23 protein-coding genes are annotated in these 23,719 nt (G+C 39.3%); 19 read left to right on the top strand and 4 right to left on the bottom strand.

Annotated elements, in window-relative coordinates; translation table 11 throughout:
• Positions 1–9: 9 nt before the first annotated feature.
• Together ACVRWY_RS06275 and tyrS are read right to left on the bottom strand one after the other, a co-directional pair.
• A complete protein-coding gene (locus ACVRWY_RS06275) occupies positions 10–786 on the bottom strand; it encodes a TMEM175 family protein (protein ID WP_354369182.1) in 777 nt (258 codons plus the stop codon).
• 9 nt (positions 787–795) lie between these two features.
• Positions 796–2,052: a tyrosine--tRNA ligase gene (gene tyrS, locus ACVRWY_RS06270; protein WP_354369180.1), complete on the bottom strand. Its 1,257-nt coding sequence runs from the start codon at positions 2,050–2,052 to the stop codon at positions 796–798.
• 104 nt (positions 2,053–2,156) lie between these two features.
• Here tyrS and pbp1b point away from each other — a divergent pair, with 104 nt between their 5' ends.
• The 15 genes from pbp1b to ACVRWY_RS06195 all read left to right on the top strand — a co-directional run bounded on the left by pbp1b (position 2,157) and on the right by ACVRWY_RS06195 (position 20,167).
• Positions 2,157–4,508: a penicillin-binding protein PBP1B gene (pbp1b, locus tag ACVRWY_RS06265; RefSeq protein ID WP_354369178.1), complete on the top strand. Its 2,352-nt coding sequence runs from the start codon at positions 2,157–2,159 to the stop codon at positions 4,506–4,508.
• A 268-nt stretch (positions 4,509–4,776) separates the two neighbouring features.
• Positions 4,777–8,346 (top strand): DNA-directed RNA polymerase subunit beta, encoded by a 3,570-nt coding sequence (gene rpoB, locus ACVRWY_RS06260; protein WP_354369176.1) that lies wholly within the window; start codon positions 4,777–4,779, stop codon positions 8,344–8,346.
• A 107-nt stretch (positions 8,347–8,453) separates the two neighbouring features.
• Positions 8,454–12,074 (top strand): DNA-directed RNA polymerase subunit beta', encoded by a 3,621-nt coding sequence (gene rpoC / locus ACVRWY_RS06255; protein WP_354369174.1) that lies wholly within the window; start codon positions 8,454–8,456, stop codon positions 12,072–12,074.
• 137 nt (positions 12,075–12,211) lie between these two features.
• On the top strand, positions 12,212–12,589 hold the full coding sequence (locus ACVRWY_RS06250) for a DUF1033 family protein (RefSeq protein ID WP_354369172.1): 378 nt from the start codon (positions 12,212–12,214) through the stop codon (positions 12,587–12,589).
• 45 nt (positions 12,590–12,634) lie between these two features.
• Positions 12,635–13,576 (top strand): competence type IV pilus ATPase ComGA, encoded by a 942-nt coding sequence (gene comGA, locus ACVRWY_RS06245; protein ID WP_354369170.1) that lies wholly within the window; start codon positions 12,635–12,637, stop codon positions 13,574–13,576.
• Entirely contained in the window at positions 13,509–14,543 is a 1,035-nt protein-coding gene (comGB, locus tag ACVRWY_RS06240) for a competence type IV pilus assembly protein ComGB (RefSeq protein ID WP_354369194.1), read from the top strand. The genes comGA and comGB overlap by 68 nt, the downstream gene beginning before the upstream one ends.
• A complete protein-coding gene (gene comGC / locus ACVRWY_RS06235) occupies positions 14,544–14,867 on the top strand; it encodes a competence type IV pilus major pilin ComGC (RefSeq protein WP_354369168.1) in 324 nt (107 codons plus the stop codon). It abuts the gene before it with no gap.
• Positions 14,839–15,255, top strand: a complete 417-nt coding sequence (gene comGD / locus ACVRWY_RS06230; protein WP_354369166.1) for a competence type IV pilus minor pilin ComGD — start codon at positions 14,839–14,841, stop codon at positions 15,253–15,255. Before comGC ends, comGD begins: the two co-directional genes overlap by 29 nt.
• Before the next feature lie 22 nt (positions 15,256–15,277).
• Positions 15,278–15,502 carry a competence system putative prepilin ComGE gene (gene comGE / locus ACVRWY_RS06225; RefSeq protein ID WP_447455784.1) on the top strand — a complete coding sequence of 75 codons (225 nt, stop codon included), beginning with the start codon at positions 15,278–15,280 and terminating at the stop codon, positions 15,500–15,502.
• A complete protein-coding gene (gene comGF / locus ACVRWY_RS06220; protein WP_354369162.1) occupies positions 15,468–15,923 on the top strand; it encodes a competence type IV pilus minor pilin ComGF in 456 nt (151 codons plus the stop codon). Before comGE ends, comGF begins: the two co-directional genes overlap by 35 nt.
• Positions 15,901–16,224 (top strand): competence type IV pilus minor pilin ComGG, encoded by a 324-nt coding sequence (gene comGG, locus ACVRWY_RS06215; protein WP_354369160.1) that lies wholly within the window; start codon positions 15,901–15,903, stop codon positions 16,222–16,224. The genes comGF and comGG overlap by 23 nt, the downstream gene beginning before the upstream one ends.
• A gap of 22 nt (positions 16,225–16,246) precedes the next feature.
• Positions 16,247–17,200 carry a class I SAM-dependent methyltransferase gene (locus tag ACVRWY_RS06210; RefSeq protein ID WP_354369158.1) on the top strand — a complete coding sequence of 318 codons (954 nt, stop codon included), beginning with the start codon at positions 16,247–16,249 and terminating at the stop codon, positions 17,198–17,200.
• Between the two features lie 52 nt (positions 17,201–17,252).
• The gene (locus ACVRWY_RS06205; RefSeq protein WP_354369156.1) at positions 17,253–18,446 is read left to right on the top strand and encodes an acetate kinase; all 1,194 of its coding nucleotides are present in this window, start codon (positions 17,253–17,255) and stop codon (positions 18,444–18,446) included.
• A 154-nt stretch (positions 18,447–18,600) separates the two neighbouring features.
• Entirely contained in the window at positions 18,601–19,434 is an 834-nt protein-coding gene (locus ACVRWY_RS06200; protein ID WP_354369154.1) for a Cof-type HAD-IIB family hydrolase, read from the top strand.
• Between the two features lie 70 nt (positions 19,435–19,504).
• Positions 19,505–20,167, top strand: coding sequence for a CPBP family intramembrane glutamic endopeptidase (locus ACVRWY_RS06195; protein WP_354369152.1), 663 nt, complete (start codon positions 19,505–19,507; stop codon positions 20,165–20,167).
• 39 nt (positions 20,168–20,206) lie between these two features.
• On the opposite strand, the gene proC is transcribed toward ACVRWY_RS06195, so the two are convergent.
• Complete coding sequence (gene proC, locus ACVRWY_RS06190; protein ID WP_354369150.1) at positions 20,207–20,983, bottom strand: pyrroline-5-carboxylate reductase; 777 nt, start codon at positions 20,981–20,983, stop codon at positions 20,207–20,209.
• 9 nt (positions 20,984–20,992) lie between these two features.
• Positions 20,993–22,051: a glutamyl aminopeptidase gene (pepA, locus tag ACVRWY_RS06185; protein WP_435533038.1), complete on the bottom strand. Its 1,059-nt coding sequence runs from the start codon at positions 22,049–22,051 to the stop codon at positions 20,993–20,995.
• 156 nt (positions 22,052–22,207) lie between these two features.
• On the opposite strand from pepA, the gene ACVRWY_RS06180 reads away from it, so the two are divergent.
• From ACVRWY_RS06180 to ACVRWY_RS06165, 4 genes are all read left to right on the top strand, one after another.
• Positions 22,208–22,504, top strand: a complete 297-nt coding sequence (locus ACVRWY_RS06180) for a DUF4651 domain-containing protein (protein ID WP_354369148.1) — start codon at positions 22,208–22,210, stop codon at positions 22,502–22,504.
• Entirely contained in the window at positions 22,488–22,805 is a 318-nt protein-coding gene (locus ACVRWY_RS06175) for a thioredoxin family protein (protein ID WP_354369146.1), read from the top strand. The genes ACVRWY_RS06180 and ACVRWY_RS06175 overlap by 17 nt, the downstream gene beginning before the upstream one ends.
• Positions 22,806–22,815: 10 nt before the next feature.
• Positions 22,816–23,442, top strand: a complete 627-nt coding sequence (gene ytpR / locus ACVRWY_RS06170) for a YtpR family tRNA-binding protein (RefSeq protein WP_354369144.1) — start codon at positions 22,816–22,818, stop codon at positions 23,440–23,442.
• Positions 23,443–23,558: 116 nt separating this feature from the next.
• The coding region (locus ACVRWY_RS06165) for a transposase (protein WP_447455785.1) at positions 23,559–23,719 on the top strand (161 nt) is incomplete at its 3' end.

Below are 23,719 nucleotides of genomic sequence, written 5' to 3'. Positions count from 1 at the left end.
GCTCTCGTTTTATTGGTAAAGGGATTTAAATTTTTCTCGTCGTTCTTGGCGTTTCTTTTCAAAGAAAGCAGCTCCTAAGAAGGAGACTATTGGCCTTAAGATATAGAAATAAAAGGCAACTGTTGGGTTAAAGTAGGCAAATATAATAACTGTAAGGTTGAAAATAGCAACTGTTAGTAGTTGACGTAAATGAGCGACAGAGGCAAATTTGCGCGTGTAAGTCGTTCCAGAAAACTTTTCTTGTATGACAAAATAATTTAAGATTGACTGGCAAAGATTAACTGCAATCGTGACAATACCATATCCAACAACTGCACTTGTTGTAATACCTTCCATCATCCATCTTGTAAAGAGGGGAATGAGAGCAAGTGTTGCCATAAAATTGAATTGAACAATTAAGATTTTGCTAGTTGCATGTTCAATCTGGCCGAGAATCTTGTGGTTATCATACCAAAAATCCGCTACGATGAAAAAGGATACAAAGAAGATAAGGATACCTGTTAAAAAATGATGTAAATCAATGGTATCGCTTGGTAGCGGAATTTCTAATAACATCATGGTGATAATCACTCCGATAACAGCATCAGAGAAGACCTCTATATGTTCTTTCAAGCGTTTGGCACGACGTATTTCATCATCGTGATAGACTTGTTCTAGAGCCTTTTGCTGTTCCTTGGCAGATAGCTTTTCTAACTCGGGATGAAGGAGGCTGGCCTCTTGTGCCATTTGTTCAAAGTAGTCATTCCAATCCTTTTGTTTTTCTGTCTTCTCTTTCACCTTCTGCATGTCGTTCTCCTAGTAGGTCAAGACAGAATATTTTTTCTTCCCACGGCGGATAACTGTTAATTCGTTGTCAATCTTGTCACTGTCAGAAAGGCTGTAATCTAGATCTTGTACACGTTCTCCATTGATGTAGATGGCACCGTTTTGGACATCTTCTCGAGCTTGGCGCTTAGATGGACTAATACCAGCAGTCACTAAGATGTCGACGATATTAAGGTTATCGTCAGCTTGTACGGCGTAGTTTGGTACATTGCTAAGACCTTGTTTAAGTTCCTTAGCAGAGAGGTTTTTGATATTTCCTGCAAATAGTTGCTCTGTAATGTTGAGAGCTTGCTTGTAAGCTTCCTCACCGTGTACAAGTGTCACAACTTCTTTGGCCAAGATTTTTTGGGCTAAACGTTCATGACGGGCAGCGTTAAATTGTTCCTCAATCTCTGCAATCTCATCAAGGGATAAGAAAGTAAAGATTTTCAAGAAACGGACAGCATCATCGTCCATGACATTGAGCCAGAACTGGTACATTTCATATGGTGAGGTCTTGTCGGCATCTAGCCAAACGGCGTTACCTTCTGATTTGCCAAATTTCTTTCCAGTTGAGTCTGTGATGAGGGGAACAGTCATGACATGTCCTGTTTTATCTGCTTTACGGCGAAGCAATTCAGTACCTGCTGTCATGTTGCCCCATTGGTCAGAACCACCGATTTGGAGGGTAACATTATGGGTACGGTTGAGTTCGTAAAAATCATAGCCTTGCATGATTTGGTAGGCGAATTCGGTGTAAGAAATCCCTGTTTCGATACGTTTTTTGACAGAGTCTTTACTCATCATGTAGTTAACGGTAAAGTATTTTCCGACATCACGTAAGAAGTCGATAAAGCTAATAGTTCCAAACCAGTCGTAGTTGTTAACCATTTCGGCTTTATTGTCACCATTTTCAAAATTGAGGAAACGAGAGAGTTGACCTTGGATTTTAGTAACCCATCCCTCTACCGTTTCTTTGGTTTGAAGGCTGCGCTCTGCGTCTTTGAAAGAGGGATCACCGATCAGACCAGTAGCTCCACCAACTAGAGCGTAAGGTTTGTGCCCTGCTAATTGCAAGTGACGGCAGACGAGGATTGGTACCAAATGCCCCAAATGCAGGCTGTCGGCAGTTGGGTCGTAGCCAGAATAATAGGATACTTGCCCTTCTGTTAATGCTTTTACTAGGGCTTCTTCATCAGTCGTTTGAAAGACCAAGCCACGTGCTTTGAGTTCTTCGAAAATATTCATGAGCTTTCTCCATTTCTATAATGTTTCTAGACCATTATAGCAGAAAAAACTTGGTGAGTGCAAGGTTTTCGCAATTTTGCTATAATGTAAAATGAGGTGTTTTTATGTCTAAATTAAAAAAATCATCCGCTCCTAAAGAATCAAAGGACAGGTTTACTTTGTCAGATATTGGAGCTATTATTTTACGGACAATGAAGTTGATGTCTAACTTCGTTCATGTGTTATTACTTTTATTATTTATGTTAGGGCTGGGGATGGCTTTTGGCTATCTTGGTAGCCAAATTGAAAATGTCAAGATTCCAAGTAAGACGTCTTTGGTATCACAGGTTGATGCCTTGACCCGTATTTCAAAAATGAATTACTCTGATGGGAGTTTGATTGCGAATATTGATACCGATTTATTACGTACTCCAGTTGAAAGCTCTGCTATTTCAGAAAATGTCAAAAAAGCCGTTATTGCAACTGAGGATGAAAATTTTGAAAGCCATAATGGTGTAGTGCCTAAGGCAGTGTTTAGAGCAACTTTAACCTCTGTTCTGGGCCTGGGTGAAACCAGTGGTGGATCAACTTTGACGCAACAATTAATCAAACAACAGGTGTTAGGAGATGATCCTACCTTCAGTCGTAAATCGAAAGAAATTATCTATGCTTTAGCCTTGGAACGTTATACGGATAAGGATAATATTTTAACCGATTACCTTAATGTCTCTCCTTTTGGGCGTAATTATCAAGGGCGTAATATTGCTGGGATTGAAGAAGCTGCTCAAGGGATTTTCGGAAAATCTGCTGCAGATTTAACGATTCCACAAGCTGCATTTTTAGCCGGATTGCCACAAAGTCCAATTGTCTATTCTCCTTATAATGCTGACGGTAGTTTTAAAAGTGATGAGGAAATGGCTTTAGGAATCAAACGCTCACAAAATGTTTTATACAGTATGTATCGTGCAGGAGTATTGTCTCAATCAGATTATGAAAGTTACAAAGCATATGATATAAAACAGGACTTTAGACAACCAGAAGCTGCAGAAGCTGTTAGTCATGATTATCTTTACCATGAGGTCTTCTCTGAAGCACAGACAATCATGTATGACTATCTGATCAAGGAAGATAATGTTTCAGAAGCTGATTTGAAAAATGAAGATGTTCAAAGTTCATATATGGAAAAAGCAGCCCAATCCCTACGTTTAGGAGGCTATACCGTTTCTACAACCATTAATAAAGGGATTTACGAAGCTATGCAGACAGCAGCAGCTCAATATGGTAGTCTTTTGGACGATGGGACTGGTACTGTTGAAATGGGAAATGTTCTTATGGATAACAGTACAGGCGCTATTCTAGGGTTTGTTGGTGGTCGTGATTATAGCACTAACCAAAATAACCATGCATTTGATACGGAACGCTCACCAGGTTCAAGTATTAAGCCAATTTTGGCATACGCACCAGCTATTGATCAGGGCTTAATGGGATCAGCAAGTATTTTGTCGAATTATCCGACAACCTTCTCTAGCGGGGAGTCTATTATGCACGACGATAGTAAGGGGACAGCTGCCATGACACTTCAAGATGCTTTAAATACGTCTTGGAATATCCCTACTTTTTGGACGTATAAACTGCTTCAATCCAGTGGTGTCAATGTTCAAGGATACATGGAAAAAATGGGCTATAACATCCCAGATTATAGCATTGAAAGTCTCCCAATGGGCGGGGGAGCTGATATGACTGTCGCTCAACAAACCAATGGCTACCAAACCCTGGCGAATAAAGGGGAATATCATGAGAAACATATGGTAGATAAAATTACGGCAGCTGATGGGACAGTTATTTATGAGTACGATACAACTCCAACCCAAGTTTATTCAACAGCAGCAGCGACTATCATGGTTGACCTAATGCGTGGTGTGATTACCTCTGGGACAACGACTCCTTTCTTAGATAATCTAAAATCGATTAATCCAACTTTAGCAGGTGCTGATTGGGTTGGTAAAACGGGGACAAGTAATACCTATGTTGACTCATGGTTAATGCTATCAACTCCAACGGTGACTCTAGGGTCATGGACAGGACATGATGATAATACGTCAATGTCCTCAACCTCTTACAGTAATCAAGCGCGCTATGTCTCTAATTTGGTTAATAGTATTTACCAAGCAGATAGTAACATTTTTGGAATTGGACAGAAGTTCCAGCTAGATGATAGCGTGATTAAATCAACGGTTCTCAAGTCAACAGGACAAAAACCAGGAACGGTCTCAGTCAATGGACGGAGCGTAACCGTTAATGGAGAGACAACCACTAGTTATTGGGCAAAAAATGGCGCACCTGTTACTACTTATGACTTTATGATTGGTGGGACAGATGCTGATCGTCAAAGTGCATGGGCTAGTATTGTTGGCTCATCTAATTCAAGTAGCACAAGGTCATCTCGTACATCAAGTTCCTCTACAAATAACAACTAGAAATCTTGTCAAAATGATCAAAATAGGGTATAATACTATAGAGTATTTGTCGTCTGCTTTGATTGAAATATTGTCCAATCAGGGCTTACAGCAGTTAAATCAAACTTTCATAAAGGAGATTTAGCTGCTCTTTTTGTGCCTATTTTTAGGAAAATGATGTTTTGTAACATAAAAATAAAGATTCTAAAAATTCACAATTAGGACAAAGAATTGGAAAATAGTGGTTTACTGATTCAGTAAATTTTTGAGAGAAAAAGGAGCTAAAAACTTGGCAGGACATGAAGTTCAATACGGGAAACACCGTACACGTCGTAGCTTTTCAAGAATCAAAGAAGTTCTTGATTTACCAAACTTGATTGAAATTCAAACCGATTCATTCCAAGATTTCCTTGATCAAGGTTTGAAAGAGGTATTTGAAGATGTGCTTCCAGTGTCAAACTTTACAGACACTATGGAGCTTGAATTTGTTGGTTATGAGCTAAAAGAGCCTAAATATACTCTAGAAGAAGCGCGTGCTCATGATGCAAACTATTCAGCCCCAATTTTTGTCACTTTCCGCTTAGTGAACAAGGAAACGGGAGAGATTAAGACACAGGAAGTGTTCTTTGGAGATTTCCCGTTGATGACAGAGATGGGCACATTTATTATCAATGGTGCTGAGCGTATTATTGTATCGCAGTTGGTTCGCTCACCAGGTGTTTATTTCCATGATAAAGTGGATAAAAATGGGAAGGTCGGTTACGGCTCAACTGTTATCCCAAACCGTGGGGCTTGGTTGGAATTAGAAACTGACTCAAAAGATATTGCTTATACGCGTATTGACCGCACTCGTAAAATTCCATTTACAACACTTGTGCGAGCACTTGGTTTTTCAGGTGACGATGAAATTATTGATATCTTTGGTGATGGCGACTTGGTTCGTAACACGATTGAAAAAGATACCCATAAAAATCCAAACGATTCTCGCACAGATGAAGCACTTAAAGAAATTTATGAACGTCTTCGTCCAGGAGAGCCTAAAACCGCTGATAGTTCACGTAGTTTGTTGATAGCTCGATTCTTTGATGCACGTCGTTACGATTTGGCAGCAGTTGGACGCTATAAAATCAATAAAAAGCTTAGTGTCAAGACACGTCTTTTAAACCAAACGATTGCAGAGAATTTGGTGGATCCTGAAACAGGAGAGATTCTTGTTGAGGCAGGAACTGTGATGACACGCAAAGTCATTGATTCTATTGCAGAGCATTTGGATGGAGATTTGAATAAATTAGTTTATACTCCAAATGACTATGCTGTTTTAACAGAGCCAGTTATCCTTCAAAAATTTAAAGTGGTGTCACCGAATGATCCAGATCGCGTCATCACCATTATCGGTAATGGTAATCCAGATGATAAAGTTCGTATCGTAACTCCTGCTGATATCTTAGCTGAAATCAACTACTTCTTGAACTTAGCAGAAGGTCTTGGAAAAGTGGATGATATCGACCATCTAGGAAATCGTCGCATTCGTGCGGTTGGTGAGCTTCTTGCGAACCAATTCCGTATTGGTCTTGCACGTATGGAACGTAACGTTCGTGAGCGTATGTCTGTGCAAGATAATGATGTTTTGACACCACAGCAAATCATTAACATCCGTCCAGTTACAGCAGCTATTAAAGAGTTCTTTGGTTCATCACAGTTGTCACAGTTCATGGACCAACATAACCCACTTTCTGAGTTGTCTCACAAACGTCGTTTGTCAGCCTTAGGACCTGGTGGTTTGACACGTGATCGTGCGGGATATGAAGTTCGAGACGTTCACTATACTCACTATGGTCGTATGTGTCCCATTGAGACACCTGAGGGACCAAACATTGGTTTGATTAACAACTTGTCGTCTTATGGTCATTTAAATAAATACGGCTTTATCCAAACACCGTATCGTAAGGTTGACCCAGAAACGCGTGCCGTAACAAATGAGATTGTATGGTTGACAGCCGATGAAGAAGATGAATACACTGTTGCACAGGCTAATTCAAAACTAAATGAAGACGGTACTTTTGCAGAGGAAATTGTTATGGGACGTCATCAAGGTAATAACCAAGAATTCCCATCAAGTGTTGTAGATTACATGGATGTTTCACCTAAACAGGTAGTTGCGGTTGCGACAGCATGTATTCCTTTCCTTGAAAACGATGACTCTAACCGTGCCCTCATGGGTGCCAACATGCAACGTCAGGCGGTTCCATTGATCAACCCACAAGCACCGTATGTTGGTACAGGTATGGAATATCAAGCTGCACATGATTCAGGAGCAGCTGTGATTGCGCAACATGCTGGTAAAGTTATCTATTCTGATGCTGATCGTGTTGAAGTTCGTCGTGAGGATGGCTCACTTGATGTTTACAAAGTGACAAAATTCCGTCGCTCCAACTCTGGTACTGCCTACAACCAACGTACCCTAGTTAAAGAGGGAGATATTGTTGAAAAAGGTGACTTTATCGCAGATGGTCCTTCCATGGAAAAAGGTGAGATGGCTCTTGGTCAAAACCCAATTGTCGCTTACATGACTTGGGAAGGTTATAACTTTGAGGATGCTGTTATCATGAGTGAACGATTGGTGAAAGAAGATGTTTACACATCTGTTCACCTAGAGGAGTTTGAAAGTGAAACACGTGATACTAAGTTAGGACCTGAAGAAATTACACGTGAAATTCCAAACGTCGGTGAAGAAGCCCTTAAAGATCTCGATGAAATGGGAATTATTCGTATTGGTGCAGAGGTTAAAGAGGGCGATATCCTTGTTGGTAAAGTAACACCTAAAGGTGAAAAGGACCTCTCAGCCGAAGAGCGCTTATTACATGCCATCTTTGGAGATAAGTCACGTGAAGTACGTGATACATCACTTCGTGTTCCACACGGTGGTGATGGTGTTGTTCGTGATGTTAAAATCTTTACACGTGCTAACGGTGATGAACTACAATCTGGTGTTAATATGCTGGTACGTGTTTACATCGCTCAAAAACGTAAAATCAAAGTTGGAGATAAGATGGCCGGACGTCACGGTAACAAGGGTGTCGTGTCACGTATTGTACCTGTTGAGGATATGCCGTATCTTCCAGACGGAACACCAGTGGATATCATGTTGAACCCTCTTGGGGTACCATCACGTATGAACATCGGTCAGGTTATGGAACTTCACTTAGGTATGGCTGCACGTAACTTGGGCATCCATGTTGCTACACCAGTCTTTGATGGAGCTTCATCAGAAGATCTTTGGGATACTGTTCGTGAAGCAGGTATGGATTCAGATGCTAAGACAGTCCTTTATGACGGTCGTACAGGTGAGCCTTTTGATAACCGTGTGTCTGTTGGGGTCATGTATATGATCAAGCTCCACCACATGGTTGATGATAAACTCCATGCCCGTTCAGTCGGACCATACTCACTTGTCACACAACAGCCACTCGGAGGTAAAGCTCAGTTTGGTGGTCAGCGTTTCGGTGAGATGGAGGTTTGGGCTCTTGAGGCTTATGGTGCATCAAATGTTCTTCAAGAAATCTTGACTTACAAATCAGATGATGTAACAGGTCGTTTGAAAGCCTATGAAGCCATTACAAAAGGTAAGCCAATTCCAAAACCTGGTGTACCAGAATCCTTCCGCGTTCTTGTTAAAGAATTGCAATCACTCGGTCTTGATATGCGTGTCCTTGATGAAGATGATAATGAAGTAGAACTTCGTGATCTTGATGAAGGAGAAGATGATGACGTGATGCACGTTGATGATCTTGAAAAAGCACGTGAAAAGCAAGCGCGTGAAGCTGCTGAATTTGCAAGCGAAGAAGAGAAAAGAGACTAACGCTAACTAAAGATAGAAGAGAGGAAAAACTCTCTTCTGTCTGATTTAGTTATGAAGAAATAGTTTAGAGGGTAACCTCTTGATTCGATTTAGAAAGGTAATAAATAGTGGTTGACGTAAATCGTTTTAAAAGTATGCAAATCACATTAGCCTCACCAAATAAAGTCCGTTCATGGTCTTATGGTGAAGTTAAAAAACCTGAAACTATCAACTACCGTACATTGAAACCAGAACGTGAAGGACTTTTTGATGAAGTTATTTTTGGTCCAACAAAAGACTGGGAATGTTCGTGTGGAAAATACAAGCGTATTCGTTACAAAGGTATTGTCTGTGACCGCTGTGGTGTAGAGGTAACACGAGCTAAGGTTCGTCGTGAACGTATGGGGCATATTGAGTTAAAAGCTCCAGTTTCACATATCTGGTACTTTAAAGGAATTCCATCACGTATGGGATTAACACTTGATATGAGTCCACGTGCGCTTGAAGAGGTTATCTATTTTGCAGCCTATGTGGTGATTGATCCAATGGATACCCCACTGGAGGCAAAATCTCTCTTGACAGAAAGAGAATACCGTGAAAAGTTACAAGAGTACGGTCAAGGATCTTTTATCGCTAAGATGGGAGCTGAGGCTATTCAAGATCTTCTTAAGCGTGTTGACCTTGAGTCAGAAATTGCGACGTTAAAAGAAGAACTTAAAACAGCTTCTGGCCAAAAACGTATTAAAGCAGTCCGTCGTTTAGACGTTTTAGATGCTTTCTATAAATCTGGTAATAAACCGGAGTGGATGATTTTAAATATTTTGCCAGTCATTCCACCTGATCTTCGTCCGATGGTACAATTGGATGGTGGTCGTTTTGCAGCATCAGATTTAAACGACCTTTATCGTCGTGTGATTAACCGTAATAACCGTTTGGCTCGTCTTTTAGAGCTTAATGCTCCAGGTATCATCGTACAAAATGAGAAGCGTATGCTTCAAGAAGCGGTAGATGCTTTGATTGATAATGGTCGCCGTGGTCGTCCTATTACAGGACCAGGTAGCCGTCCGCTTAAATCACTCAGTCACATGCTTAAAGGTAAGCAAGGACGTTTCCGTCAAAACTTGCTTGGTAAGCGTGTTGACTTCTCAGGACGTTCCGTTATCGCTGTTGGTCCAACTCTGAAAATGTATCAGTGTGGTGTGCCACGTGAAATGGCCATTGAGCTCTTTAAGCCGTTTGTAATGCGTGAAATTGTAGCTAAAAATATTGCGCAAAACGTTAAAGCAGCAAAACGTTTGATTGAACGTGGGGATGATCGCATTTGGGATATCTTGGAAGAAGTGATCAAAGAGCACCCTGTTCTCTTGAACCGCGCACCAACTCTTCACCGTTTGGGTATTCAAGCTTTTGAACCAGTTCTTATCGATGGTAAAGCCCTTCGTTTGCACCCACTTGTCTGTGAAGCCTATAACGCCGACTTTGACGGTGACCAAATGGCGATTCACGTTCCATTGTCAGAAGAAGCTCAAGCTGAAGCACGTCTTTTGATGCTTGCGGCTGAACATATCTTGAACCCTAAAGATGGTAAACCTGTTGTTACTCCATCTCAGGATATGGTATTGGGGAACTATTACTTGACCATGGAAGATGCTGGTCGTGAGGGTGAAGGAATGGTCTTCAAGGATGCAGATGAAGCGGTGATGGCTTATCGTAATGGTTATGTTCATTTGCATTCACGTGTGGGAATTGCTGTTGATAGTATGCCAAATAAACCTTGGAAAGATAACCAACGTCATAAAATTATGATCACAACAGTTGGTAAAATTCTTTTCAATGCGGTTATTCCAGATGATCTTCCATATCTTCAAGAACCAAATAATGCTAACTTGACAGAAGGAACACCAGATAAATACTTCCTTGAGCCAGGTTCAGACATTAAAGCTGCTATTGCAGACTTAGAGTTAAATGTTCCATTCAAGAAGAAAAATCTTGGAAATATTATTGCAGAGACCTTTAAACGTCTTCGTACAACTGAGACTTCTGCCTTCCTTGATCGTCTAAAAGACCTTGGATATTATCACTCAACCTTAGCAGGTCTTACAGTGGGTATTGCAGATATCCCAGTGATTGATAATAAACAAGAAATCATTGATGCTGCTCACCACAAAGTTGAAGAAATCAATAAAGCATTCCGTCGTGGTTTGATGACGGATGATGACCGTTATGTAGCAGTCACAACAACTTGGCGTGAAGCAAAAGAAGCTCTTGAAAAACGCTTGATTGAAACACAAGATCCTAAGAACCCAATCGTTATGATGATGGACTCTGGAGCGCGTGGTAACATCTCAAACTTCTCACAGCTTGCCGGTATGCGTGGTCTGATGGCAGCTCCTAACGGACGCATCATGGAACTTCCGATCCTGTCAAACTTCCGTGAAGGACTTTCGGTATTGGAAATGTTCTTCTCAACTCACGGTGCTCGTAAAGGTATGACCGATACAGCCCTTAAGACTGCCGATTCAGGATACCTTACTCGTCGTTTGGTTGATGTGGCTCAAGATGTTATTATCCGTGAGGATGATTGTGGCACTGATCGTGGTTTGACCATTACAGCCATTACAGATGGTAAAGAGGTCACAGAAACACTTGAAGAGCGCTTGACAGGTCGTTATACTAAGAAATCTGTTAAACATCCTGAAACAGGCGAATTACTTATCGGTCCAAATAAACTGATCACTGAAGATAAGGCTGTTGAGATTGTCAAGGCTGGTGTAGAAGAAGTGACAATCCGTTCTGTCTTTACATGTAATACACGTCATGGTGTTTGCCGTCACTGTTATGGTATTAACTTGGCAACAGGAGATGCGGTTGAGGTCGGAGAAGCAGTTGGAACGATCGCCGCTCAATCTATCGGTGAGCCAGGTACACAGCTTACCATGCGTACCTTCCACACGGGAGGGGTTGCCTCAAATACAGATATAACTCAAGGTCTTCCTCGTATCCAAGAGATCTTTGAAGCTCGTAATCCTAAAGGGGAAGCGGTTATCACTGAAGTTAAAGGTGAAGTTGTTAAAATTGAAGAAGATGCCGCAACGCGTACGAAGAAAGTTTATGTCGAGGGACAAACTGGTAAAGGTGAATATGTGGTACCATTCACAGCGCGTATGAAAGTCGAAGTTGGGGACCAAATTGCACGTGGTGCTGCTCTGACAGAAGGTTCTATTCAACCAAAACGTTTGCTTGAGGTGCGTGATGCCCTTTCAGTAGAAACTTATCTTCTTGCTGAGGTACAAAAAGTTTACCGTAGCCAAGGGGTAGAAATCGGAGACAAACACGTTGAGGTTATGGTACGTCAGATGCTTCGTAAGGTTCGTGTCATGGATCCAGGGGATACAGATCTTCTACCAGGTACTTTGATGGACATCTCAGACTTTACAGATGCTAACAAAGATACTGTTATTTCAGGTGGTATTCCTGCAACAAGTCGTCCAGTGCTTATGGGAATTACTAAAGCTTCACTTGAGACAAATTCATTCTTGTCGGCAGCTTCATTCCAAGAAACAACACGTGTTCTGACAGATGCGGCTATCCGTGGTAAGAAAGATCATTTACTTGGTCTTAAAGAAAATGTTATTATCGGTAAAATCATTCCAGCTGGTACTGGTATGGCACGTTACCGTAATATTGAACCACAAGCTGTCAATGAGATTGAAACACTTGAAGAAGAATCTGTGACAGTGACAGAATAATAAACAGAGAGATTGGTTGATCCAATCTCTTTTTTATGTCTTAATCGTTTTAGCTTTTGGTTTTAGTTGAGCAAAATCTTTCAAAATTATCCTTCTTTTTTATATAATAGAAGCCAAAGTAAGGAAGGTATGAGCAGATGTATCATGTAGTAGAGATGAAGGGGGATTTTGAACCCTGGTGGTTTTTAGAAGATTGGCAAGAGGATATTGTAAAAGTCCAGGAGTTTGATGATTACTATGAGGCATTAAAATGGTATAAGGTAGCTTGGCGTCGTCTGTATGCGGAATTTCCTCATTTTAATAGCCGTAGTGATCTCATGTCAGCTTTTTGGGATGAAACAGAGCAAAGATGGTGTGAGGAATGTGATGAATACCTCCAACAGTACCACTCTATTTTATTATTATCCGATTGGGAAAAAATTCCAGACTCTTGGTGCAGACCTGGCTATAAAAAGAAAAATTGCCAAATTAAGCATCAAACCTGTCAAATAAAGAAAGAAAAAACCGTTAATTAGCGGTTTTTTTATTTTGTCTTTCCGAATAAATTAGTAGGAGGAGATATGATACAGAATTTTGGAAAAGAGTTAATTTCATTTGCTGTAGCAAAACAGGCCCAAGATCTATATTTATTACCTTGTGGGGCCAACTATAATATTTTTATCCGATCAGGAGAAAAGAAGGAGTATTTGCAATATGATGATCATCTTGATTTGTCTCATCTTATTAGTCACTTTAAATTTATGGCAGGAATGAATGTTGGTGAGCAACGTCGCCCACAACTAGGTTCTTGTGATTATGTTTATGAGCAAGGAAAATCAGTTGCCTTGCGTCTATCCAGCGTTGGGGATTATAAAGGACAAGAAAGTTTAGTGATTAGATTACTTCATGATGGTCAGTCTGATTTAAAATTTTGGGACGATAGTGATAAAAAAGTCGGGGAAGCTGTCAGTGGGAGAGGGTTGTATCTTTTTTCGGGTCCTGTAGGTAGTGGAAAAACCAGCTTGATGTACCAATTAGCTAAGGAAAAATTTTCTAACCAGCAGATTATTACAATTGAGGACCCAGTTGAAATCAAACAGAAAGAGATGTTACAACTACAGCTTAATGAAAGTATTGGAATGACTTATGATAGTTTGATTAAGTTGTCTCTTAGGCATCGTCCTGATTTATTGATTATTGGTGAAATTAGAGATTATGAAACAGCCCGTGCGGTTGTTAGAGCTAGCTTAACAGGGACTACGATTTTTTCAACCGTTCATGCTAAGAGTATCAAAGGAGTGTATGCAAGGCTACTAGAGTTGGGCGTCTCAGAATCAGAGTTAAAAAATAGTTTACAGGCTATTTTTTATCAACGTTTAATTAAAGGAGGAGGGTTAGTTGATGTGGCAAAAGAAAATTTCCAACAGCACTCAGCAAGAGTTTGGAATCAAAGCCTTGAAAAACTTTTTGACCAAGGAGAGATCACTCTTTCAGAAAAAATCACAGAAAGCATTAAAGATTGAGCAACAAAAAAAGATTATTCAGCTTTTTAGTAATCTTTATTCTAGTGGTTTTCATTTATCAGAAGTTGTAACGTTTTTAGAGCATAGTCGTTTGTTAGCACCAGTTTATATTAAGAGGATGCAGTCTTCTTTAGTAGCTGGTAAGAATTTGTCACAAATTATGGCGGAGCTCTCTTTTTCTGAAGCGGTTGTGACACAATTAGCCTTATCTGAAATTCATGGAAATGTTTCACTTAGTTTGGAGAAAATTGAGAGCCATCTAGAGCAGATAATATCTGTTAGAAAAAAATTGTTTGAGGTAGCAAGTTATCCTTTTATCTTATTGATCTTTCTTGTTGTGATTATGCTTGGATTACGTCAGTATCTTTTACCACAATTGGAAGGAGATAATCTTGCAGTAAAGGTCCTTAATCAACTCCCACAAATTTTTTTGATGACTATGATGTGTCTTTTTTTCACAGTTATCCTAGCGAGATGGTACTTTAAGCGAAAGAGCCGTCTGGCATCTGTGACATTTTGGTCGAAGGTTCCAGTGATTAGATCTTATGTTAGGCTTTATTTTACCGCTTACTATGCTAGAGAGTGGGGAAATTTACTGGGGCAGGGACTGGAGATTCCTCAAATTATTAAGATTATGACAGATCAGCCAAAGTCTTTGTTTAAAGAGGTAGGAGAGGATTTAGAAAAAGCTTTTTTGTCAGGTCATTCCTTTCATGAGCAAATTTTAAGTTACTCCTTTTTTCTGCCTGAATTGAGTTTGATGATTGAATATGGTCAAATCAAAGCCAAGCTGGGTAGTGAATTAGAGATTTATGCTCAGGAAAAATGGGAAACATTTTTTCAAAAAATTAATGCCAGTATGCAAATTATTCAGCCCATAGTTTTTATTTTTATAGCACTAATGATTGTGATGATTTATGCAGCAATGTTACTGCCTATGTATCAAAATATGGAGGTTCAATTTTAAATGAAAAATTTACAAAACGTTTTAAAGAAGTTTAATATAAAACAAAAGAAGCTTCAAGCGTTTACACTTATAGAGATGTTAGTGGTTCTTCTAATTATCAGTGTCTTACTACTTCTTTTTGTCCCTAATTTGACCAAACAAAAAGAAAAGGTCGAAAAGACAGGAAATGCAGCGGTGGTTAAAGTTGTTGAAAGCCAAGCAGAGCTATATGCCTTAAACGGAGAAACGGCTACCCTCTCTAAATTGACGTCAGAAGGCTATATTACTGAAAAACAAGCAGAAAGTTATCGTCACTATGCTGATGAGCAAAAAATTCCGAATTAAAGGCTTTACCCTTCTTGAAAGTCTTTTGGTTTTATCCGTCACTAGTTTTGTGGTCCTTAGTTTTAGTGCAACTTTTAAAGGAGTGCTATCTCAAGTAGAGGAGGATTTGTTTTTTATTTCTTTTGAACATCTTTATAGAGATAGTCAATCTTTATCAGCTCTACGTTCAGAGCCTGTTCAGTTGGTTTTATCGGATGGTGTTATTTCAAATGGTCAAACCAGCCTTGCTCTGCCGAAGGGAGTAACAGTTGAAAATGGGATCAATGTAACGTTTGATCATGGGGGTGGAAATTCCTCTATGAAAAAAATTGTCTTTCAAACACGTCAAAAGACAATACGCTATCAATTGTATATGGGGAGTGGAAAATATAAAAAAACAGAGAATTAAGGCTTACATTCTTCTTGAGAGTATGGTGGCGATGAGTATTTTTGTGGCTATTGCTAGTTTAACTTTAACTCAAATCCGTAATAGTCGAAGCCATTATCAAGAGCAGTTACAAGAGGCAGAGATACTCAACCAAGCTAAGATGGCTATCCAGACAGGAGAAAAAGGAGAAGTGGAGGTACGTTTGAGTACAACTCAGATTACGGTATATGAAAATGGTAAAGAAATTTGGCGCGTGGTCAAACATTAGACTAAGAGGGTTTACTTTAATAGAGTGTTTACTGGCTTTACTCGTTATTTCAGGTAGTGTCTTACTTTTTCAAAGTATGAGCCAAGTTTTAAGTCACGAAGTAGCTGTCTTATCACAAAGTCCGAGAGAAGAGTGGCTCTTGTTTTCTGAACAGTTGCGATATGAGCTGGAGGGTGCTCAGCTTATCAAAGTGGAAGGAAATAAACTCTATGTTAGAAAAGCTGGAAAGGATATTGCTTTTGGTCAATCACGGTCAGATGATTTTAGAAAGACAGCTTCAGATGGAAGAGGCTATCAACCTATGTTATACGGTCTAAGTTCAAGTCATATCCAACAGTCTGGTCAGCTTGTAACGATTTCTGTGGTCTTTCATCATCAAATGGAGAGGACTTTTACTTATGTTTTTGAAAAAACGTCTTAAAGCAGGTGTCTTATTATACGCTCTTATAATGGTAAGTTTGTTTACTCTTTTCTTGCAGTTTTATAGTAGTCGTCTAGAGGCTAATCAGAAAAAATTAACAGAGATGCGACAGTCACAGACTGCATATTTTATTGCTTATTTAGCGAGAGAAAATGTGACCAAGCAGATCCCATCTGGTCAACTGCAGTGTGATAAGGGAAGCTGTGCTTATCAAGTTAAGGACAAGAAAATCCATGTGCGTGTTATTTTAAAAACAGGTCAGACTTATAGTTATGTTCTTCCTATGAATAGCGAAAAATAGGGATTTTTGATATGATAGAGGTATGAATTTTGAAAAGATTGAACAGGCTTATAGCCTTATTTTAGAAAATATCCAGTTGATTGAAAACCAGATTAAAACCAATCTTTATGATGCTTTGATTGAACAAAATAGTTTTTATCTTGGTAGTGAGTGTTCGGATGAGAAGGTAAAAGAAAATAATGCCATTTTGCATCAATTGGCCTTAGATAAAGAGGAGTGGCGTCGAACGTTTCAGTTTATTTTTATCAAGGCTGCTCAGACAGAAAAATTACAAGCTAATCATCAGTTTACCCCAGATGCGATTGGGTTTATTCTCCTCTTTTTACTAGAAGAACTGACCACAAAAGATAGTCTAGATATTCTTGAAATTGGAAGTGGAACGGGTAATCTTGGACAAACTCTTCTCAACAATAGCCGAAAGGATTTGGATTATTTAGGGATTGAGGTCGATGATCTTTTGATTGATTTATCGGCTAGTATTGCTGAAGTTATGGGCTCTTCTGCTCAATTTTTTCAAGAAGATGCCGTTCGTCCTCAGATTTTGAAAGAAAGTGATGTCATTATTGGAGATCTTCCTGTCGGATATTATCCAAATGATGACATTGCGAAACGCTATCAAGTTGCTAGTAGCGATGAACACACTTATGCCCATCACCTTTTGATGGAGCAATCGTTGAAGTATCTTAAAAAAGGAGGTTATGCTCTCTTATTAGCACCGGTTGATTTGTTGACTAGTCCACAAAGTGATTATCTAAAATCCTGGTTGAAAGATTATGCGAGTGTTGTAGCGGTTATTACATTGCCAGAAAATACTTTTGGGCATGTCAAAAATATGAAATCAATTTTCATTCTTCAGAAAAAAGCAGAGCATGTCCCAGAAACCTTTGTCTATCCCTTGAGTGATTTACAAGATCGTGATGTTCTGTTAGCCTTTATGGAAAATTTCAAAAAATGGAGAGCAGATAATAAGATTTAAGAGGAAAATTCTGATATAATATATAAGAAAACGATTTCAAAAGAGGTATATTATGTCGAAAACAATTGCAATTAACGCAGGAAGCTCTAGTTTAAAGTGGCAACTTTACCAAATGCCAGAAGAACGCGTGTTAGCAAAGGGGTTAATTGAGCGTATTGGGCTTAAAGATTCAGTATCAACAGTTAAATTTGATGATAGATCTGAGTCGCAAACATTAGATATTAAAGATCATACGCAAGCTGTAAAGATTTTACTTGAAGATTTAAGCCGTTTTGGTATCATAACTGATTTTTCAGAGATTACAGGTGTTGGGCACCGTGTCGTTGCTGGTGGAGAGTATTTTAAAGAGTCAGCCCTTGTAACAGATGAAGTTTTAGCACAAGTTGAAGAACTGGCTTTATTAGCTCCTCTTCATAATCCAGCAAATGCTGCTGGGATTCGTGCTTTTAGAGAAATCTTGCCAGATATTACTAGCGTCGTTGTTTTTGACACTGCTTTTCATACTAGTATGCCAGAGGTTGCTTATCGTTATCCTCTTCCTAAAAAATATTATGAAGACTTTAAAATCCGTAAATATGGGGCGCATGGGACAAGCCACCAGTATGTTGCAGGTGAAGCAGCTAAGGTTTTAGGAAAACCGCTTGAAGAGTTAAAGCTCATTACAGCACATATTGGAAATGGTGTTTCAATTACAGCTGTTGACGGTGGTCGGTCTGTGGATACCTCAATGGGCTTTACTCCCCTTGCAGGTCCTATGATGGGGACACGCACAGGTGATATTGACCCTGCTATTATCCCTTATCTCATGGATCGTGATGAGACTTTTAAAGATGCAGCAGCTATTAGTAATCTCCTCAATCGCCAATCTGGTTTATTGGGTATATCTGGTCAATCTAGTGATATGCGTGATATTTTGGCTGGAGTAGAGTCAGGTGATCATGATTCAACATTAGCTTACGAGATGTTTATTGACCGTTTACGGAAGTATATTGGACAATATGTCGCTGTTATGAATGGTGTTGATGCGCTTATCTTTACAGCAGGGATTGGAGAGAATGCGAGTGATGTTCGTGCCAGTGTGGTTGAAGGATTGACTTGGTTAGGTTTTGATATTGACCCAGACAAAAATGTTTTTGGCGCTGAGGGCATCATCTCTCCAGAAGATTCGCGTGTGAAAGTCCTTGTGATTCCAACAGATGAAGAATTGGTTATTGCGCGTGATGTTGAAAAGTTGAAACAAGCATAAAATAAAAAAGATGGGTTTCTCTCAATGGTTAGATTTTAGATCTACTTTTGAGATAGGCTCTCTTTTTATTTTTTACTTATTTGCTTGAATCCGCTTTCCAAAAGAGATATACTTTAAAGAGAAGAAAGGATGGCAAGGGAGATAGGAGGATAGGATGAAGAATGAAATCAAATTGATTGTGAGTGACATCGACGGGACGATTTTAGATAGTCACCATCGGTTAGATCCTAAATTGCAAAAAGTCGTCAAGCTTTTAAAAGAACAGAATATTCCTTTAGTTTTAGCCTCAGCGCGTTCCCCTAAAGGCATCATTCCTCTCGTCAAAGACTTAGATATGCTAGAATTTCCTTTGGTGGCTTATAATGGTGCCCTAATTGGCTATCTAGAAGATGAGGTATTTCAGGTATTAAGTGAGCAGACGATTAGTGGACATGAGTTACGCTGTATTTTAGACTTATTAAAGAAATATTTTCCGACTATTTCGGTAAATTTGTATTCAGGAATGGATTGGTTGGTTGCTACTGCGGATCAGTGGGTAAAAAGTGAGGCTGCTATTACAGGGGAGACTCCCTATGTCTGTCAGTTAGAAGAATTTGTCAAAAAATCCCCTTCTGTTCATAAGTTGTTATTGATAGGTGATGAAGCAGAGAATGTGTCTTGTTTTGCGTTTTTACAAGAGCAGTCGTTTTTAGAAACTAGTTTTTATTTATCTAAGAGTAATTATCTAGAAGTGACGCATAAAGAGGTGTCTAAAGAGCAAGCTTTGCATTTTTTGACAGATTATTATGGTCTTTTTTTGGAGCAAGTTATGGCGGTGGGGGATAACTTTAACGATCTTCCTATGCTAAAGGCAGCTGGGCTTGGCATTGCTATGGGAAATGCTCCTGAAGAAGTAATCAGTCAAGTCGATACCAAAACCTTATCTAATGATCATCATGGTGTCTCAACAGCGATAGAAAAGTATGTTTTATTAAAAATAGAGAATTGACTTGGACCAGCTTGAATAATCCTTAATCTTCTGATAGACTGGTAATATTAAAATGGATTAAGGAGAAAGTATGAATAAGGTATTGTCATGGCTTCTGCGTTTTTTTGCAGTGATTGGATTATGGATTGTACTAACCCTTCCTCAAGTTCCTCTAATTGCTATCATCTATGGTAAAAAAGGATTTACTGAAGGACAGAGTTTTATCGTGATAGGTGCATTTTTGTTGGCTATTTTATTTTATATCTGGTTGGCTAGAAAACAAAAGGTGCTAGATACTGATAAAAAACTTGATCTTAGAACCTTAGTGTTATCAGTTGGGGTAGGTTATGGTAGCATTATTCTGACTAATATTATTGGAACGCTGATTATGACCGTTGAAGGGGCTAATAATACAGCGAATCAATCAGCGATTGAAGAGATGGCTAAGTCTGTTCCCCTTGGGGTCTTGTTTGTGATGATTGTCCTTGGGGCGCCTATTATGGAAGAGCTTTTGTTTAGAGGGTTTGTTCCTAAATTTTTATTTAAAAATAAAGTTTTAGGTTTAGCTATAGGGAGTCTTCTTTTTGCTCTTAGTCATGGTCCGACTAATATTGGAAGTTTTGTACTGTACGCTGGGATGTCTGCGGTTTTGGCTGTAGTCGTTTATAAGACTGATAATATTCTTTACAGTATTTCATTACATGCTTTTAATAATTTCATTGGTTTTTTAGCCATAGCTTTCCTACAAAAATAATAAAAAGTTCTTGGAGTAAATTCCAAGAACTTTTTTGTCTTACATATTTTTTGATTTTTCGATAGTGGCATCAATGGCAGATACAACACTAGCTGTGAAGCCTGTTTTTTCAAGATCTAAGATACCTGCGACTGTTGTGCCCCCAGGGCTTGAAACCTTATCAATAAAGGTATGAGGGCTATCATCATGAGTCAATAAATTTTGGCTGGTAGCAAGAGTAGTTTGAGTGACAATAGCAAGGGCTAGGTCTTTGCTAAATCCATATTTGACACCTGTTTTTGCTAAGGCTTCTATAAAAAGAGCGATATAAGCTGGGCTGGATCCAGCTAAAGCAGTGAAGGTGTCAAAATCTTTTTCAGGAATATCAAAGGTCTTTCCAAACGAGTCGGTAATGGTTTTTGCAATCTCAAATAGCTCGTCAGAAACGTAAGCATTGCGACAAATGGCTGTGGTACTTTTAAGAATTTGAGCATTGAGGTTTGGCATGATGCGGATAATTGGGAGATCTTGTTGCGTGAGATGAGCTAAGGTTTCTAGAGAGGTTCCAGCTACCATAGACAAGATAGGTTTCGTAATTTGGACTTGCCCTAATGCTGTCACTAGGACTTGGGGCTTGATGCCTAACACTATTAGATCAGCCTCAGCAATCAACTCAGCATGGCTCTTAGCATAACCTACTCCAAGTGCTTGTGCACGTTCTTTACTAAAATCTAAGTTGACCTCAGACAAGATAATTTCAAATCCTTTGTCTGCAGCCTTAAGTCCTGTCATAATGGCAGAGGCCATTTTCCCAGCTCCGATAAATCCGATTTTCATAAGGTCTCCTTAATAATGTTTTAATAAATCTACAGTGGAACGATCTAATTTTTTGACAATAGCTTGTAAGAAAGCTTGGGCTTCTAAGAAATCATCCATGGCATAGAGGGTTTGGTGTGAGTGAATGTAGCGAGCGCAAACACCAATAGTTGTTGATGGAACACCGCTATTTTTGAGATGGGCAGCCCCTGCATCTGTGCCTCCTTTTCCACAATAAAATTGATATTTAATCCCAGCTTCTTCAGCAGTATCTAATAGGAAGTCCCGCATCTCTTTTAGCATCACATGACCTGGATCGTAAAAACGAATCAAGGTACCCTCCCCAATTTTTCCTTGATAACCATAGACATCTCCAGCGGGTGAACAATCTACGGCAAAGAATAATTCGGGATCGAATTTTGTCGTTGACACATGTGCACCACGTAACCCCACTTCTTCTTGGACATTAGCTCCTGCAATCAGGGTATTTGGAAGGCTTTGTCCTTTTAGGTGCTCTAATAATTCAGTTACCATTAAGACACCATAGCGGTTGTCCCAAGCTTTAGAAATGATATTTTTTTGATTGGCAGTTAGGATAGCTTGACTGTCTGGAATAATAATATCTCCTGGAAGGACACCAAAGCTTTCAGCCTCTGCCTTGTCTGTAAAACCAGCATCAAAGATAATATCAGAAATTTTTGGAAGACTGTTCCCTGTTCCCCTTAGAAGATGAGGAGGGACTGATCCAGAAATCACTGGAATTTTTGCTCCTGATCGTGTGTGGAGAGTGAAGCGTTGAGAACTGACCACAAGAGGATTCCATCCTCCGATTTCTACAACACGAAAGGTTCCATCTGGTTTAATGTCACTAATCATGAAGCCAACTTCATCCATGTGAGCAGCGACCATGATGCGAGGGGCATCTTTATCTTGGCTTTTTCTAATCCCAAAAATACCTCCTAGTCCATCAGTTTCAACATCATCTACCAAAGGGGTAATCTTTTGACGTAAAAATTGACGAACAGGAGCTTCATAACCAGCTATAGCCGAAAGTTCGGTGACTTCTTTGATTTTATCGAATAATACCATAATTTACCTCGATTCTATGCTATTATTATATCATATTTTGAGGGTGGTATTTGTAGCGAGATTTTTAAAACGCTCCTTGTTCAGCAATCCGAGACCTTTGTGGTTAGAAGGATTTTTCCGTTCTTAGTAGCTTGTTCTTATGGTATAATGGTTATTATGAGATATAAAAAGGTAGCGATTTTTTCGAGTTTATTAGGCTTTGTTGGACTAGCTGTGGCAGGTTATTCGACTTATCATAAGCAACAGGATAGGAAAAAAGAGCAAATTATTAAAGAGATTTGTACTTTTTTTGATAGTTTTGGTCCGATTCAGGTGGTTTATTTGAATGATTATGAGGACAATGATAAAGAGGTGACAGGCGGTGTCATTTTTGAGGATGATTCGCGTTTTGTTTTTGTTTATCGTCAAGGAGACATTGATTACAAGGAGGATGGAGATGAAAAAACCAACTAATATGGAGGAGTTGGCCTCTTATGTGAGTCAAGTTGGGAAGACAGTACTCTTGTTTACGGCAGATTGGTGTGGTGATTGTCGCTTCATTTATCCTGTTTTACCAGAAATTGAAGCTGAAAATCCAGAGTTTACATTTGTACAGGTGGATCGTGATGCCTTTATGCCTGTAGCAAAAAAATGGGATATTTTTGGTATCCCTAGTCTCCTCATTTTAGAAAATGGTGTCGAAATAGCTCGTCTAGTTAATAAAAAACGTAAAACTAAAGATGAAATCAATAACTTTTTAGCTGAATGGAAATAGTGGAGGAAATATGATTTTTACATACAATAAAGCTCATGTTGGTGATGTTTTGATGGTAATTGTGGCAGATAGCAAAAACCAAGAAGTAGCGGTTGAGAAAAAAGGTCAGGTTGCGCGTGTTTATCTTGAGGCATCAGGAAAAACAGTGGCTTGGAATATCTTTGAAGCTTCAGAGATTGCTGAGATTAAAGGAAATGGTCAAGTCTTTCTAAGTGATGAAGCTGTGGCTGCTTTTAATAAGGTTTTAGAGGCAGAGGGCTTCACAGAGAAACTTGAGAATGATAAGGATCCTAAATTTGTGGTTGGGCAAATTGTTTCAATGCAAGCACATGCAGACAGTGATCATTTAAATATCTATCAGGTGCAAGTTGGTTCTGATAAAACTGTGCAAATTGTAGCTGGAGCTCCTAATGCTGCTGTTGGTTTAAAAACTATTGTAGCTCTTCCAGGTGCTATGATGCCAAGTGGTAGCTTGATTTTTCCAGGACAATTGCGAGGCGTTGAGAGTTTTGGTATGATGTGTGCGCCACGTGAGTTAGCCTTGCCAAATGCTCCACAAAAACGAGGTATTATTGAGCTAGATGATCAGGCAGTCGTGGGTGAGGCTTTTGATCCTCAAAAGCATTGGACGGCATAACCTAGCAGGGATAAAGTGTTCAAATGATAAGGAAAAGAGTGAGATCTGAAAAGAACCGCTTATAATGGACAGTATAAAAAAGTTATATACTGTTCTTATAAGGAGGTTCTTTTCTCATGGCTAAAAAAGGAAGTAAGTTCACCAAATATCCACCCGAGTTCAAACTACAGGTAGTTGAAGACTACCTCAGCGGAAAGAGCGGAGGGATGCCTTCTATTGTCAAAAAATATGGGTTAAAATCAGACAACCAAGTTTTGAATTGGACAAGAAAATACCG

The organism is Streptococcus porcorum (assembly GCF_053203725.1).
The sequence above is the reverse complement of the archived record's forward strand: the minus strand, read 5'-3'. Positions and strand labels throughout refer to the sequence as shown.

What these genes read in the sequence shown, in the direction of transcription:
- pepA (WP_435533038.1), bottom strand. Translation starts at nt 22,051, where the DNA reads ATGGTATTATTCGATAAAATCAAAGAAGTCACCGAACTTTCGGCTATA.
- ACVRWY_RS06175 (WP_354369146.1), top strand. Translation starts at nt 22,488, where the DNA reads ATGAAAAAACCAACTAATATGGAGGAGTTGGCCTCTTATGTGAGTCAA.
- pbp1b (WP_354369178.1), top strand. Translation starts at nt 2,157, where the DNA reads ATGTCTAAATTAAAAAAATCATCCGCTCCTAAAGAATCAAAGGACAGG.
- ACVRWY_RS06250 (WP_354369172.1), top strand. Translation starts at nt 12,212, where the DNA reads ATGTATCATGTAGTAGAGATGAAGGGGGATTTTGAACCCTGGTGGTTT.
- ACVRWY_RS06275 (WP_354369182.1), bottom strand. Translation starts at nt 786, where the DNA reads ATGCAGAAGGTGAAAGAGAAGACAGAAAAACAAAAGGATTGGAATGAC.
- comGC (WP_354369168.1), top strand. Translation starts at nt 14,544, where the DNA reads ATGAAAAATTTACAAAACGTTTTAAAGAAGTTTAATATAAAACAAAAG.
- ACVRWY_RS06205 (WP_354369156.1), top strand. Translation starts at nt 17,253, where the DNA reads ATGTCGAAAACAATTGCAATTAACGCAGGAAGCTCTAGTTTAAAGTGG.
- comGG (WP_354369160.1), top strand. Translation starts at nt 15,901, where the DNA reads ATGTTTTTGAAAAAACGTCTTAAAGCAGGTGTCTTATTATACGCTCTT.
- comGF (WP_354369162.1), top strand. Translation starts at nt 15,468, where the DNA reads ATGGTAAAGAAATTTGGCGCGTGGTCAAACATTAGACTAAGAGGGTTT.
- ACVRWY_RS06180 (WP_354369148.1), top strand. Translation starts at nt 22,208, where the DNA reads ATGAGATATAAAAAGGTAGCGATTTTTTCGAGTTTATTAGGCTTTGTT.
- comGE (WP_447455784.1), top strand. Translation starts at nt 15,278, where the DNA reads ATGGTGGCGATGAGTATTTTTGTGGCTATTGCTAGTTTAACTTTAACT.
- ACVRWY_RS06195 (WP_354369152.1), top strand. Translation starts at nt 19,505, where the DNA reads ATGAATAAGGTATTGTCATGGCTTCTGCGTTTTTTTGCAGTGATTGGA.
- comGA (WP_354369170.1), top strand. Translation starts at nt 12,635, where the DNA reads ATGATACAGAATTTTGGAAAAGAGTTAATTTCATTTGCTGTAGCAAAA.
- comGD (WP_354369166.1), top strand. Translation starts at nt 14,839, where the DNA reads ATGCTGATGAGCAAAAAATTCCGAATTAAAGGCTTTACCCTTCTTGAA.
- ytpR (WP_354369144.1), top strand. Translation starts at nt 22,816, where the DNA reads ATGATTTTTACATACAATAAAGCTCATGTTGGTGATGTTTTGATGGTA.
- ACVRWY_RS06210 (WP_354369158.1), top strand. Translation starts at nt 16,247, where the DNA reads ATGAATTTTGAAAAGATTGAACAGGCTTATAGCCTTATTTTAGAAAAT.
- ACVRWY_RS06200 (WP_354369154.1), top strand. Translation starts at nt 18,601, where the DNA reads ATGAAGAATGAAATCAAATTGATTGTGAGTGACATCGACGGGACGATT.
- tyrS (WP_354369180.1), bottom strand. Translation starts at nt 2,052, where the DNA reads ATGAATATTTTCGAAGAACTCAAAGCACGTGGCTTGGTCTTTCAAACG.
- proC (WP_354369150.1), bottom strand. Translation starts at nt 20,983, where the DNA reads ATGAAAATCGGATTTATCGGAGCTGGGAAAATGGCCTCTGCCATTATG.